Annotated in this window: 9 protein-coding genes; 4 read left to right on the top strand and 5 right to left on the bottom strand. The window is 55.8% G+C overall.

Annotated elements, in window-relative coordinates; all coding sequences use genetic code 11:
• Positions 1-242 precede the first annotated feature (242 nt).
• From RA157_RS02735 to ligA, 3 genes are read left to right on the top strand one after another with little or no spacing between them, the layout of a single operon-like run.
• Complete coding sequence (locus RA157_RS02735) at positions 243-1,091, top strand: outer membrane protein assembly factor BamD (RefSeq protein ID WP_350334948.1); 849 nt, start codon at positions 243-245, stop codon at positions 1,089-1,091.
• A gap of 16 nt (positions 1,092-1,107) precedes the next feature.
• Positions 1,108-2,784 carry a DNA repair protein RecN gene (gene recN / locus RA157_RS02730; protein WP_350334947.1) on the top strand — a complete coding sequence of 559 codons (1,677 nt, stop codon included), beginning with the start codon at positions 1,108-1,110 and terminating at the stop codon, positions 2,782-2,784.
• Entirely contained in the window at positions 2,781-4,934 is a 2,154-nt protein-coding gene (gene ligA / locus RA157_RS02725; RefSeq protein WP_350334946.1) for an NAD-dependent DNA ligase LigA, read from the top strand. Before recN ends, ligA begins: the two co-directional genes overlap by 4 nt.
• A 135-nt stretch (positions 4,935-5,069) precedes the next feature.
• Here ligA and RA157_RS02720 read toward each other — a convergent pair whose 3' ends face one another.
• From RA157_RS02720 to RA157_RS02700, 5 genes are all read right to left on the bottom strand, one after another.
• Positions 5,070-6,884, bottom strand: coding sequence for an aminopeptidase P family protein (locus RA157_RS02720; RefSeq protein ID WP_434058484.1), 1,815 nt, complete (start codon positions 6,882-6,884; stop codon positions 5,070-5,072).
• Between the two features lie 102 nt (positions 6,885-6,986).
• The gene (locus RA157_RS02715) at positions 6,987-7,856 is read right to left on the bottom strand and encodes a 50S ribosomal protein L11 methyltransferase (protein WP_350334944.1); all 870 of its coding nucleotides are present in this window, start codon (positions 7,854-7,856) and stop codon (positions 6,987-6,989) included.
• A gap of 22 nt (positions 7,857-7,878) precedes the next feature.
• Complete coding sequence (locus RA157_RS02710; protein ID WP_350334943.1) at positions 7,879-10,224, bottom strand: ATP-dependent helicase; 2,346 nt, start codon at positions 10,222-10,224, stop codon at positions 7,879-7,881.
• A gap of 120 nt (positions 10,225-10,344) precedes the next feature.
• Positions 10,345-11,982 carry a chloride channel protein gene (locus tag RA157_RS02705; RefSeq protein ID WP_350334942.1) on the bottom strand — a complete coding sequence of 546 codons (1,638 nt, stop codon included), beginning with the start codon at positions 11,980-11,982 and terminating at the stop codon, positions 10,345-10,347.
• A gap of 6 nt (positions 11,983-11,988) precedes the next feature.
• Positions 11,989-12,441, bottom strand: coding sequence for a thioesterase family protein (locus RA157_RS02700; RefSeq protein ID WP_350336140.1), 453 nt, complete (start codon positions 12,439-12,441; stop codon positions 11,989-11,991).
• A 225-nt stretch (positions 12,442-12,666) separates the two neighbouring features.
• Between RA157_RS02700 and RA157_RS02695 the strand changes: the two genes are divergently transcribed.
• The gene (locus RA157_RS02695; RefSeq protein ID WP_350334941.1) at positions 12,667-14,091 is read left to right on the top strand and encodes an FAD-binding oxidoreductase; all 1,425 of its coding nucleotides are present in this window, start codon (positions 12,667-12,669) and stop codon (positions 14,089-14,091) included.
• The last annotated feature ends 5 nt before the right edge of the window (positions 14,092-14,096 follow it).

Here is a 14,096-nt window from a genome sequence, read left to right as displayed (position 1 = left end):
CATTATTGCGGGGCCGGTTTCTGGCCCCTTTTGCTTTTATGCCCTGAAAGGGTGTAACCCGTCGGCCATGGGTGGAAAAATTGCCTTAGTTCCGCTCCAATTTCATGGCATCGGGCTTGGCGTTCGAGGTGGATTTAGGGTAAAGACATCAAACGGTCTTTGGTGACTTGTCATGGGCAGCTCTGCGGCAGTATTGTTTTGCCTCAGCGTATGGCTACAGCGTTATGGGATAAATTCAGGCGATGAATAGCACTCGGAAAACAGTACCAGCGTATTTCGGTTGGCTTGCTGCAGCTTGTATGACGTTTCTTGCAGCCTGTTCCAGCACTGAAGAATCGCTGGATGATCTGGCTTTCAAGGACGAGCCGGCTGACCGGCTCTATAACGAGGGACTGGCTGCTCTGAACTCAGGCGATGTCTCGACGGCCCAGAAGAAGTTCAAGGATCTTGACCGTCAGCATCCCTATTCGACCTGGGCCAAGAAGTCTCTTGTGCTGAGTACCTATACGAATTTCCAGAACGCCCGGTATGACGATGCGATCTCTTCGGCTCGTCGTTTCATCACGCTGTATCCGGGCGATGAAGATGCCGCTTATGTGCAATATCTGATCGGCCAGTCCTATTTCCGCCAGATCCCGGATGTGACCCGTGATCAGGAAATGACAGCCAAGGCGCTGAGAGCCATGCGTGAGCTGGTGCAGCGTTATCCTGAATCGGATTATACGGATGATGCGCGCCAGAAAGTACGTGTTACGCTCGATCAGCTTGCCGGTAAGGAAATGCAGGTGGGCCGGTACTATCAGGAGCGGCAGGAATATATTGCTGCGGCGAACCGCTTCAAAACCGTTGTTTCCGAATATCAGACCACACGTCATGTGGAGGAAGCGCTTCTCCGTCTGACCGAGACCTATCTGGCGCTCGGAGTTGTACCGGAAGCGCAGACCGCTGCTGCTGTGCTTGGACATAACTTCCCGGACAGCGAATGGTACCAGCGGGCCTATGAACTTCTTGCGGAAGGTGGTTACAAGCCGCAGGAAAACAAGGGCTCCTGGATCAGCAAGACAGTGGGTACTCTGACAGGTCTCAGCTAAGGACAATCATCGGATCATGCTGGGGGCTTTGTCGATCCGTGATATCGTTCTGATTGATCGGCTGGATATCGATTTTTCGGATGGCTTGACCGTGCTCACTGGAGAAACCGGTGCGGGCAAGTCTATCCTGCTTGATTCCCTGTCCCTTGCTCTGGGTGGCCGCGGTGATGGCGGTCTTGTCCGGTCAGGTGTCAAACAGGGACATGTGATCGCGACCTTTGATCTTCCAGCAGACCATCCGGTTTTTGTTCATCTGAATGCTCATGATATTGATGCTGATGGTGAGCTGGTGCTGCGACGTGTGCAGTCAGCGGACGGTCGGACACGGGCCTTTGTCAATGATCAGCCCGTATCTGCCGGGCTTCTCCGGGATATTGGTGGTCTGCTGGTTGAAATCCATGGCCAGCATGATGACCGGGCGCTGATTGATCCTGCCAGCCACAGAGCTCTTCTTGATTCCTACGGCGAACTGACTGGACTCTGTGATGATGTCCGGAAGGCGTTCCAGAGCTGTCGCCATCTCGAAAAGGAGCGGGACAGATTACAGGCCGAAATAGAGGCTGCCCGGCGTGAAGCCGATTATCTGCGTGCTTCTGTTGAAGAGCTGCAGACCCTTGCTCCTGAAGCAGGGGAAGAGGAGAGCCTGGCCGAACGACGCCAGACCATGATGAATTCAGAGAAGATCGCTTCTGATCTGAATGATGCGGTTGAGATTATCAGCGGCAATGCCTCTCCTATCCCCACCATATCCGGCCTTATGCGCCGCCTGCAGCGTAAGGCTGCTGATATGGGTGGAATGCTGGATGATGCGCTGGAAGCCCTGGACCGGTCTCTGAATGGCCTTGAGGACGCCTCTACGGCGCTTGAGCAGGCCCTGCGTGATGCGGACTTCAACCCGCGTGAGCTTGAAGAGGTGGAAGAACGTCTGTTTGCTCTGAGAGCAGCATCCCGCAAATATCACGTACCGGTGGAGCAATTACCTGTTCTTGCCACGGATATGGCCGGGCAGCTTGAAACGCTGGATGCAGGTGAAGAGCGTCTTGATGGTTTTGCTGCAGAGCTGGAAACGGCGTGGGCCACTTACTGGTCTCTGGCAGAGCGCCTGAGTGAGCAGCGGGCTGATCATGCCGGTGCACTGGCTGAGCTTGTGAATTCCGAATTGCCGGACCTGAAACTTGAGGCGGCCCGGTTCATCGTGCATCACGAGGCAGATCGGGACCTGCCGCAGGCTGACGGCATCGATCAGGTGGCATTCTGGGTCCAGACCAATCCCGGTACGAAGCCCGGGCCTATGATGAAGGTCGCGTCCGGTGGTGAGTTATCCCGCTTCCTTTTGGCGTTAAAGGTCGTTCTGGCTGACAAGGCCTCGGCGCCTACGCTCGTCTTTGATGAGATTGACACCGGTGTTGGCGGTGCTGTTGCGGAAGCAATCGGGTTACGCCTTGCTCGCCTTGCGGGGCGGGTGCAGGTTCTGTCGATCACGCATGCGCCGCAGGTGGCCGCCCGTGCTGCTGGCCATATGCTGATCGCAAAATCCCGTGTGGCTGACGAGGAACGGGTCGCGACGCAGGTCTCGGCGCTTTCCGGACCATCTCGCCGGGAAGAAATTGCCCGCATGCTGGCAGGCGCAACAATAACAGAGGAGGCACGCGCTGCAGCAGACAGGCTGATGGCGGGTGCAGGGAGTGCATGAGCGGAACTCTCAGGGACCGGTCCGTTGATGATCTGACGGAAGATGAAGCACGTGCAGAGCTGGATGCGCTGGGGCAGGAGCTTCTGCAACATGATGAGGCCTATCATGGACAGGATGCGCCGCTGATCAGCGATGCGGACTATGATCATCTGAAGCGCCGCAATCTGGCGCTTGAAGCACGCTTTCCCCATTTAAAACTTGCCGATTCGGCCAGTGACAGGGTTGGTGCCAGGCCCCAGGAGAAGTTTGAGAAGGTACAGCATGCGGTGCCGATGCTGTCGCTCGACAATGCCTTTGATGATGAGGATGTTGCCGAGTTTGACCAGAGAATCAGGCGATTCCTCGGGTTGGATGCTGACGCGGACCTGGCCTTTACTGCGGAACCGAAGATTGATGGCCTGTCAGCAAGTCTGCGCTATGAAAAAGGTGTTCTGACTGTTGCTGCCACCCGTGGCGATGGGGCTGTTGGGGAGAATATCACCGCCAATATCCGGACAATTTCCTCTATCCCGCAGACCCTTTCCGGCTCCGATATCCCCGATGTGGTCGAGGTGCGCGGTGAGGTCTATATGGCGCATGAGGATTTTGCGGCGTTGAATGACCGGATGCTTGCCCATGGCGGCAAGGTATTTGCTAATCCGCGTAACGCAGCGGCCGGGTCGCTCCGGCAGCTTAACCCGGACATTACCGCCTCCCGGCCATTGCAGTTCTTCGCCTATGCCTGGGGTGACATGAGTGCGATGCCATCTGAGACACAGGCCGGTATGGTCGCGTGCCTTGCGGAATGGGGCTTTACCGTCAATCCTTATCTCCAGCGCTGTGGAGCTGTGGGTGATGTACTTGCAGTGTATCGGTCGATTGAAGCGGATCGTGCAGTGCTTGGCTATGATATTGATGGTGTTGTCTACAAGGTCGACCGGCTGGATTACCAGGCCCGGCTCGGCTTTGTGTCCCGGTCGCCGCGCTGGGCGATTGCTCACAAGTTTCCAGCAGAGAAAGCGACCACGATTCTGGATGGAATTGATATCCAGGTCGGGCGTACAGGCGCACTGACGCCGGTTGCCAAACTGCGACCCGTCACAGTTGGCGGCGTTGTGGTGTCCAATGCGACATTGCACAATGAAGATTATGTGCGGGGTGTTGGCTCAAATGGTGAGAGTATCCGCGAGGGCAAGGACCTGCGCGTGGGGGATACGGTTACCATTCAGCGCGCAGGGGATGTTATTCCGCAGATTGTCGATGTGGATCTGTCCAAACGTGCTGATGATGCTGAAGCCTTCGTCTTCCCCGATGCCTGTCCTGCCTGTGGCAGTCATGCGATCCGCGATGTGAATGAGGCAACAGGCAAGGTGGATGCGGTCAAGCGGTGCAGTGGTGGACTTATCTGTCCGGCTCAGGCTGTGGAGCGTTTGAAGCATTTTGTGGCGCGCAATGCCTTTGACATTGAAGGGCTGGGGGCCAGGCAGGTGGAGGCGTTCTACAGGGATGGCCTCATCATGAATCCTGCTGATATTTTTACCCTGCGGGACCGTGATGCTCGGTCACTAAAGCGCCTGAAGGATCGGGAAGGCTGGGGCCCCAAGTCTGCCGGTAATCTGTTTGACGCCATTGACGAACGTCGCTCAATTGATCTCAACCGCTTTATCTTCGCGCTCGGTATCCGGCATATCGGTGAAACCAATGCGAAGACGCTGGCGCGGACATACGGGTCTTTCGATATGTTGCGTGACGCGCTGGTCGCTGCGCATGATCCTGAAAGTGAAGCCTGGGCTGATCTGGTCGCCACAGACGGGATCGGTGATATTGTCGCGCGTGCTGCGGTGGAGTTTTTCTCCGAAGTGCATAATCTCGCAATTGTTGATGCTCTGGCCGAGCAGGTGACGCCTTTGCCGCTTGAGACGGTTTCCGACAGTTCACCGGTTGCGGGCAAGATTGTTGTTTTCACCGGTAAACTTGAACAGATGAGCCGTGATGAGGCAAAGGCCATGGCTGAGCGTCTCGGCGCGAAAGTGGCGGGTTCTGTTTCAAAGAAGACGGATATTCTGGTTGCCGGTCCCGGGGCGGGCAGCAAGCTGAAAAAGGCGCAGGATTCCGGTGTTCAGGTGATTGATGAAAACGGCTGGTTCGCCCTCATTGAGGGCGAACAGTAAACGCGTTTTGTTCCCTGGATAAGGATCGCCTATTAAAGCACCAGACCTTTAACCTGAACCGGCGGTGGTGCTTTAAGAGTTTGTTTCTGCACGAGCTTTTATCTGAAAAGTCTATCAACTTTTCAGAAGCACGCTCTAAGCGATCATATCCGTCGCCTGCTGAAGCCAGCGGCGTTCATGATCACCCAGATGTGGAGACAGGGTCTGGAAAACAGTCTGGTGATAACTGTTCAGCCATGCCTTCTCCTCATCGGACAGCAGGCTCTTTTCAATCAGCCGCTGGTCGATGGGCGCAAGTGTCAGGGTCTCGAATGAGTACATAGGGCGGTCGCCACCCGGAACCTCTTCAGCCTCACGGACAACAATCAGATTTTCAATACGGATACCGTACGCGTCTTCCTTGTAGTAGCCCGGCTCGTTAGACAGAATCATGCCTGGCTCAAGCGGAACCATCGAGGCTTTAGAAATGCGCTGCGGACCTTCGTGAACGGAGAGGTAGGAGCCCACGCCATGACCGGTCCCGTGATCGAAATCCAGACCGTTCTGCCATAGAGCCATGCGAGCCAGAGCATCCAGATGGCCGCCTGTTGTGCCTTTTGGGAAGCGGGCTGTGGAAATGGCAATCATACCCTTCAGGACCAGCGTGTTCCGGGTGCGGACCTCGAGGCTTTGTGCATCGACAGCAATGGTTCGTGTGATGTCGGTGGTGCCATCTTCATACTGCGCGCCGGAGTCAATCAGGAAGACAGGGCCGGTCGAAAGAGGAAGATCTGTATCAAAAGTAACTCGATAATGGTTAATTGCACCATGAGGGCCTGCTGCAGAGATGGTATCGAAGGAAATATCCTTCAGTTCTCCACTTGCCGCGCGGAAGCCTTCGAGCGTTCTGGCGACGGAGATTTCGGTTGGTTCACCATTGGCGATTTCCTCATCCAGCCAGCAGAGAAACTTCGCATAAGCAACACCATCACGAATATGAGCCTGCCTGGTTCCTTCGATTTCGGCGGCGTTTTTCCGTGCCTTGGGCAGGAGACAGATGTCTGCTTCTGCCAGTATTGAGCCGCCGTTATCTTCTACCAGACTGGCAATGGCATCTGCTGCCCAGGCCGGGTCCAGAAGCACAGTTGCATTCGCTTTGCCGAGCTCTTCGAGCGCTGTGTTGAATGTATCCGGCTCGCACTGGGTGATCTGATCAGAAAAGCTGTCAGCAATGCCTTTTACCTTCTCTCCGGAGATGAACCAGTGCAGAGCACCATCCTTGTGGAGGATCGCAAAAGACAAGGGCAGGGGGGTATGCGAGACGTCCGACCCACGGACATTCAGCAGCCAGGCAATTGAATCCGGCTGAGTCAGTACCGTCGCATCAACTGTCTTTTCTACGAGGGTTTCTGCCAGTTTTGAAAGTTTTCTGTCGCTGCTTTCACCCGCCAGGGCAAGAGGATGAAGCTGAACGGCGCCCGCAGGCGCATCAGGCTGGTCTGTCCAGATTGCATCGACGGCGTTCTGGTCAATCTTGACCAGTTCGGCACCTGCACCCTCCACCGCTTTGCGGAGGCTCTTGATCTCGGACACTGTATGCAGCCAGGGATCGTAGGCCAGTTTCTGTCCTTCTGACAGCGTTTCAGCCAGCCAGTCCTTTGGCGGGTTCTCGATCAGATGTCTCGGCTCAAAAACACTCGTATCCACCTGTTCCTTGACCTGGATAGTGTACCGGCCATCGACAAAAATGGCCGCCGTGTCTCTCAGCACAATTGAAAGGCCTGCAGAACCGTTGAAGCCGGTCAGCCAGGCAAGGCGTTCTGCGTGGGGAGGGACGTATTCCCCCTGATGTTCATCTGAACGCGGAACAAGAAATCCATCCAGACCGTTACTGGAGAGCCAGTCCCGCAATCGGGTACACCGCTCACGGCCAAATCTCGGATTGGATGTCTGCTCATAGGACTGGAACATGGGCTTTGTCATGTACATTTTAACTTCTTTTGAGTTATTTTTTATAAATTCACTCATTTCAAGTTAATCTTTCGATCTATACGTGTTTTCAAGGTCGGGATCCTAACGTTTAAGGATCAAGGTCAGCCAGCCTTCCCTCACGTAGCGCCGTTCGAGATAAAGGCCATGCTGGCGATAGCGGGTCAGGATCCAGTTCCCTTGCCGTTCAAGGAGCCCGGACAGGATAAGACGACCGTCTTGTGTCAGAATTCGGGTGAGGTCTGGCGCCAGTGCAGACAGGGGCCCTGCCAGAATATTGGCGACGACCAGGTCATAGGGAGCGGACTTCTGAACATCAGGGTGGTGTGTGCCTGTTGCGGTCATGCAGCTGGTCCAGGGGTGGCATTGGTTCAGGCGGGCATTATCCCTCGCCACTCTGGTCGCTATGGGATCAATGTCGGATGCAAGCACAGGGCGGTGCAGCCGTTTGGCCAGAGCCATAGCAAGAACCCCTGTGCCGGTACCCACATCAATGCAGCGATGGAAGCTGCGTTTTTTCAGAAGGTCGTCAATGGCCTGAAGGCAGCCCGATGTGGTGCCGTGATGGCCCGTTCCGAAGGCTTGTGCCGCATCGACCAGAAGGCTGATCATGTGCGGCTGTACAGCATCCTTGTCATGGCTGCCATGAACCAGGAACCGGCCAACGGGCACCGGTGTCAGGCCTGCAAGACTTTCTGTAACCCAGTCCGTATCCGGCAGCTCTTCGATGACAAGACCAGCAGCCAGTCCGTGAGCTTCAAGATGCGTCCTGATCCGGCTGCTTTCTGTGTCCGGGGCTTCTGTTTCAAGGTAGACGGATGCACACCAGACGCCGTCTTCGACCTCGAAACAGGCGATGGGGGTGCCATCTTCGGAAAACAGATCTTCAAGCGCGTCCGTGGCGCGGTCAGCAAAGGCTTTGTCGGCTGTAACACTGGCTTGTAATACTGGCATAGGATGTGACTTTCAGGACAGATCAGTGGCGCTCGACAAAGGAATCGAGAACGCGTTTCTGACCCGCTTTCTCGAATTCGATGGTCAGTTTGTTTCCATCAATGGAGCGGATGGTTCCATAACCGAATTTCTGATGGAACACACGTTCCCCTTTCTCATAAAGAGAAGAGCCACCGATCACGCTCTTGGCTATCAGTTCACCCTCGATCATCGGTGCTGATGACCTGTGGCCGGACGCGGATGAGCTTCTGCCACTTCTCTGTGCCCGCTGCCATCCTGGCGTGTCATAGGCGCTTGAAAAGGATGAGGACCGTTCGAAACGGCTTTGCCCGCCATAACCACCATAGCTGGATGAGGCTTCCTTGATTTCCACGTGCTCCTGGGGCAACTCGTCGACAAAGCGGGATGGCATTGAATTCTGCCAGAGACCGTGAATGCGCCTGTTCCCGGCAAACCAGATAAAGGCTTTTTTCCGCGCCCGGGTGACGCCCACATAAGCCAACCGCCGCTCTTCCTCAAGTCCGCTGCGTCCAGCTTCATCCAGCGCGCGCTGGTGGGGGAACAAGCCTTCCTCCCAGCCGGGCAGGAAAACGGTGTCGAATTCAAGCCCTTTGGCAGAGTGAAGCGTCATGATGCTGACCGCATCATCATTCTCGTTATTCTCGCTGTCCATGACCAGTGAGATATGTTCGAGAAAGCTTGGCAGAGATTCGAACTCTTCCATGGAACGGATAAGTTCCTTGAGGTTTTCAAGACGCCCGGGTGCATCGGCGCTGCGGTCCTTCTGCCACATCTCGGTGTAACCGGATTCATCCAGAAGGGTCTCGCAGACCTCTGAATGAGGGGTTGATGAGAGTAGTCCCGCCCAGCGGTCAAAGTCCTGCAGCAATGTCTTCAATGTATTGCGCGGCTTTGGCTTCAGCTCTTCTGTTTCCACCAGGTCGCGGACGGCTTCGGTCAGAGGAATTTCACGCGCGCGGGCATAGGCATGGACAATCTTCAGCGTGGCGTCACCAAGACCACGCTTCGGCACATTGACGATGCGCTCAAATGCGAGATCATCGGCTGGCTGGACAACAACCCGGAGATAGGCCAGCGCGTCGCGAATTTCTTTCCGTTCATAAAAACGGGGGCCGCCGATGACGCGGTAATTCAGGCCCAGCGTAATGAACCGGTCTTCGAATTCGCGCATCTGGAAGGATGCACGGACGAGAATGGCGATATCATTGAGGGCGTGGCTTTTGGATTGGAGAGCTTCAATCTCTTCCCCGATCGCACGGGCTTCTTCTTCAGAGTCCCAGGCTGATGCAACAGACACTTTTTCTGCCGCGTTCTGATCATCAACATCTGTGAAAAGCGTTTTGCCTAGTCGTCCCTCGTTATGGGAGATGAGATGGGAGGCGCAGGCCAGAATATGCGGTGTGGAACGGTAATTTCTTTCAAGCCGGATGACCCTGGCGCCGGGAAAGTCCTTCTCAAACCTGAGAATGTTGTCTACTTCTGCACCACGCCAGCCATAGATGGACTGGTCATCATCGCCGACGCAGCAGATATTCGGGTTTTTCTGGGCAAGCATCCGCAGCCAGAGATACTGGGCAATGTTTGTATCCTGATACTCGTCCACCAGCATGTAGCGGAACCGGCGCTGGAAGTCGGCCAGCACATCGGGATTTTCCCGAAACATGCGGATACACTCGAGCAGAAGGTCACCGAAATCCACAGCGTTCAGGATCTTCAGGCGGGCCTGATAGTCCTGGTAGAGTTTGCCGCCCTTTCCATTGCCAAAGGCTCCGGCTTCTCCATCCGGCACTTGTTCAGGTGTCAGACCACGGTTTTTCCAGCCATCCACATAGGACAGGAACTGCCGGGCGGGCCAGCGCTTGTCATCAAGCCCTTCAGCCTGGATGAGTTGTTTCATAAGACGGAGCTGGTCGTCCGTATCCAGCACCGTGAAATTCGGCTTCAGCCCTACCAGCTCCGGCCTGTAGCGGAGAATGCGAATACCGATGGAATGGAACGTGCCGAGCCATGTCATGCCTTCAACACCGGCACCAATCGACTGGCCGATGCGGTGTTTCATTTCGCGTGCGGCCTTGTTGGTAAAGGTCACGGCGAGGATCTGATTGGGATGGGCTTTGCCACTGGCCAGAATATGGGCAATACGTGTTGTCAGAACCCGGGTCTTGCCTGTGCCGGCTCCGGCCAGCACAAGAAGCGGGCCTTCTGTGGTCTCAACGGCATCGCGTTGTTCCGGGTTCAGGCCATCAAGATAGGGCACTGGTCGCCGGCCCATGGCGCGCGCAGCAATGCCGCCCGGCTGTGGCACGGACAAAGGCACATGGTCAAAAGTATCGTCAGGTCGTGTCATGAAAAACCCGGTCGCTGGCCCGATGCGTCTGTATCAGGCCGGAATCAATTTGGCGGCCACTATAGCAGTGAACAGAACGGAAACGGAATGGCTTCCTGTGCTAACCCGGCCAAAAAGGTGCTACCGGTGTTCTTCTACGCTTGTGGCGATCAATTCCTTGTTGAAATAACGCAGTGCCCGAACCTGTCTGGCGCAGGCAATGGCCCTGGTTGCGTCGTTTTCATCGACCACCGGGATATCAGTGGCCCCACTTGAATCGAACATCCGCAAAGCGGTTTCCAATGTGTCGTGTGGTCGGAGATAGGGGAAACCCGAACCGGGGTCGAAGGGTTCGGGTTCGGGGTCGCCGATGTCGGGGCGTTCCATGAAGTCCCGGACCTTGATCGTGCCCATAAGATAGCGGTGCGGGCCGTCCTGTAGAAAGACGCCGCGCATTTCAAGCTGCCAGTGAAAAAAGGACCGTCCGTGCACAGCCAGCGTTAGGCCAGTGGCAATGGAGGCCGTTAACAGAAGGGCTATGGTGACGTCGTACCCACCGGTCAGCTCAAAGACGATGACAGTGGTGGAGATAGGCGCGCCCAATACGGCAGAAGCCACAGCCGCCATGCCGAGAATGGCGTAAAGGCCGTGGCTGGAGGCGAGGTCAGGGAAGGCCCCGGCGGCGATCAGGCCGAAAGCGCCACCGGTCAAAGCCCCGAGATAGAGGGCCGGTGTGAAAATGCCACCCCCGAAGCGCGAAGCGAGCGTTATGGCGGTTGCTGCCGTCTTCATCACGATGAGCGTCAGCATCAGCGTGAGTGGCAGATCCTGCTTCAGTGCGGCGTCTGTTGTCTCATAACCAACGCCCAGGACTTCTGGAAACACCAGCCCCATACAGCCAACGGCAAATCCGCCAATGACCGGGCGGAACCAGAGAGGCATGGTGATGTGGCGGGCAACCCAGTCCGTTCCAATAAGCGCAAACTGAAACAGGATCGCAACCGCTGCACATGTGATGCCGAGAAGGCCAAAGGCCGGGATTTCCCAGTAAGAGGTGATCTGATAGTTCGGGATGATGAAGGCTGCGACATCCCCGATAATCAGATGAGATACCAGTGTGCCCATCACAGATGAAATGACGATGGGGACAAAGGCTGAAATGCTGTAATGGCCGAGGATCACTTCATGGGCAAAGAGAACGCCTGCAATGGGCGCATTGAACGAGGCTGAAACAGCGCTGGCAACGCCCGCCGCCAGCAGAGTTCTGCGACCTGATGCGGGCAGGCTGAAGAAGCGGGCAATGGCTGCAGACAACGTGGCCCCAAGATGAACCATTGGTCCTTCTCGCCCGGCGCTGGCGCCTGACCCAAGTGAGATAATGGTGATAAAGGCACTGCTGATACCGGGCCAGAAAGGAAGCCCCCTGCCACCAAGAGCGCGGGCTTCAATCACATCGGCCACGCCATTGGCCCGATGGCCCGGCTGAACATAGGTCAGAAACCAGCCAACAATCACCCCGCCCAGTGTCGGTGCCGCGACGATAACCCACCAGGGCTGCTCACGTGCTGCAGTGACAACAAGTTCACTGATGGTGCCGAGCCAGGGCAGTTGGACAACGCCGATTGCATAACGGAGAAAAACAGCGGCAAGACCGACACTTATTCCGATGGCCAGTGCCAGAAACCAGAGAATGGGTTGCCGGGTGGTGCGGAAATAACGGAAGTTCGGCTCGATCCAGCGGATCAGCAGATTAACCAGATGTAGAAACTGCTGCCTCATGGGGGATCATGTCTTCCTTTTGATCTCGATTGTCCGACCGGCCTTCTCGGGGAAGGGCATAGGCCGGTGCGCATCCTGAAGCGCCTCAAGCCTGCCTTTGACATCCTCCGGATAAGGAGCAGACCGCCTCTCTGTCATATCCACATGTACGCAGAGCTGTTCGGATGTTGCAGAAATCCAGCCTTCATCCGCATGTCGCAGTTCCTGGAAGAAACGTGCCCGTTTGTCATCCAGATCCAGAAGCTGGAAAGATACCGTGACAGGATCATTCAGATGGAGTTCCCGCAAATAACAGACATGCACTTCTGCGGTGAAAAACGACATATTGCGTGATCGGACATAATCCGGCCCCATCCCGACGAGCGCGAAAGCCTCGTCCACACCTCGGTCAAACAGGACATTGTAGAAGGCCATGTTGAGATGGCCGTTATAATCAATCCAGTCCAGTTCGATGGTCATGCGGGATGAGATAAGAGGGGCAGGATAGGCTAAGGTCACGAATTTCCCCGGTTTTGACGATTATGCTTTGTGCGTCCTGAACAGACTGGTGCGCTGGAACTCTTGTCGCATATTGTTCAGGTGTTTCGACTCGTCTTTGAGTCTATTATGGCATCCATGATCATTGACGCCAATGATAAGGTCGTCCCGTTTTTGCGGGATTTCGGGGTTGTTTGGGAGTGAGTTATGGGAATTGCAGATCGTTTTCCCGCTTTGGAACGGAATGAGGACGGGATTGCCACGGTTCTCTCTATCCTCAAGCAGAGATTTGGCGAGCGCGCTTCCGTGTCTCCTTCTCTGCTGGAACAGCACGGGCATACAACAACGTTTATCCCGAACATGCCGCCGGATTGTGTGGTTTTTCCTGAAAGCACCGAAGAGGTGTCCGAGATTGTTTCCACCTGTGCGGACTATGGTGTGCCGGTCATCCCGTTCGGGGCGGGAACGTCTCTTGAAGGTCATGTGAATGCGGCTGCCGGTGGTGTATGCCTTGATATGACCGGGATGAATGCGGTTCTGGCCGTTCACCCGGAAGATCTGGATTGCCAAGTACAGGCCGGTGTTACCCGGATCCAGTTGAATGAATATCTGCGGGATACCGGCTTGTTTTTCCCGATTGATCCGGGTGCGGATGCCAGCCTTGGCGGCATGGCTGCAACCCGGGCATCAGGAACCAATGCGGTTCGTTACGGCACCATGCGGGATAATGTCATCAACCTGACTGCTGTGATGGCGGACGGGCGGATTATCAGGACAGGCCGCCGGGCCAAGAAATCCTCTGCCGGATATGATCTCACCCGGCTTCTTATCGGTTCAGAGGGTACATTGGGGGTTCTCACGGAACTGACGCTGAAGCTGCACGGTATTCCGGAGGCTATCTCGGGTGGTGTTTGCCCGTTCCCCAGTATAGATGCCGCCTGTCAGGCGACGATTGCTGCTATCCAGTGCGGAATTCCTGTTGCCCGGATCGAGCTTCTGGATCCTTTGCAGGTCAAGGCGTGTAATGCGTACTCGAAACTGGATCTGCCAGAGCAGCCTATGCTGTTTCTGGAATTTCACGGCTCTGATGCCTCGGTTGCAGAACAGTCGGATCTTTTTGGTGCTATTGCAGACGATCTTGGTGGTGGTCCCTTCACCTGGGCTACCCAGGCGGAAGACCGGACAAGGCTTTGGAAAGCGCGCCATGATGCCTATTGGGCTTCTGTGGCCTTGCGGCCGGGTGCGCGCGGCGTCTCAACAGATGTCTGCGTGCCGATTTCACGACTGGCTGAGTGTGTGAGTGAGACTGCTGCCGATCTGGACGAGCTGGGACTTCTTGCTCCGATTGTCGGCCATGTGGGAGATGGCAACTTTCATGTTCTGCTGCTTCTGGATATGGAGAGCACAGAAGAGCTGGCTGCCGCTGACACGTTTTTGAACCGCCTGGCCGAACGGGCCATTGGCATGGAAGGAACCTGCACCGGTGAGCATGGTATCGGCCAGGGGAAGATCAAGTATATGGAACAGGAGCATGGCCTGGCTCTCGGGCCGATGGCCTTGATCAAGCAGGCGCTGGACCCGCTTAATATTCTGAATCCGGGAAAGATTCTCCCCATTCAAATCGGGGCATGATAAAC

Source organism: Coralliovum pocilloporae (assembly GCF_030845175.1).
GTDB lineage: Bacteria > Pseudomonadota > Alphaproteobacteria > Rhizobiales > Cohaesibacteraceae > Coralliovum > Coralliovum pocilloporae.
This window is presented reverse-complemented; position numbering and strand designations above follow the sequence as displayed.

Bases quoted from the DNA above. Each gene is read 5' to 3' on its own strand.
- RA157_RS02735 (WP_350334948.1), top strand. From the start codon at position 243: ATGAATAGCACTCGGAAAACAGTACCAGCGTATTTCGGTTGGCTTGCT.
- recN (WP_350334947.1), top strand. From the start codon at position 1,108: ATGCTGGGGGCTTTGTCGATCCGTGATATCGTTCTGATTGATCGGCTG.
- ligA (WP_350334946.1), top strand. From the start codon at position 2,781: ATGAGCGGAACTCTCAGGGACCGGTCCGTTGATGATCTGACGGAAGAT.
- RA157_RS02720 (WP_434058484.1), bottom strand. From the start codon at position 6,884: ATGTTCCAGTCCTATGAGCAGACATCCAATCCGAGATTTGGCCGTGAG.
- RA157_RS02715 (WP_350334944.1), bottom strand. From the start codon at position 7,856: ATGCCAGTATTACAAGCCAGTGTTACAGCCGACAAAGCCTTTGCTGAC.
- RA157_RS02710 (WP_350334943.1), bottom strand. From the start codon at position 10,224: ATGACACGACCTGACGATACTTTTGACCATGTGCCTTTGTCCGTGCCA.
- RA157_RS02705 (WP_350334942.1), bottom strand. From the start codon at position 11,982: ATGAGGCAGCAGTTTCTACATCTGGTTAATCTGCTGATCCGCTGGATC.
- RA157_RS02700 (WP_350336140.1), bottom strand. From the start codon at position 12,441: ATGACCATCGAACTGGACTGGATTGATTATAACGGCCATCTCAACATG.
- RA157_RS02695 (WP_350334941.1), top strand. From the start codon at position 12,667: ATGGGAATTGCAGATCGTTTTCCCGCTTTGGAACGGAATGAGGACGGG.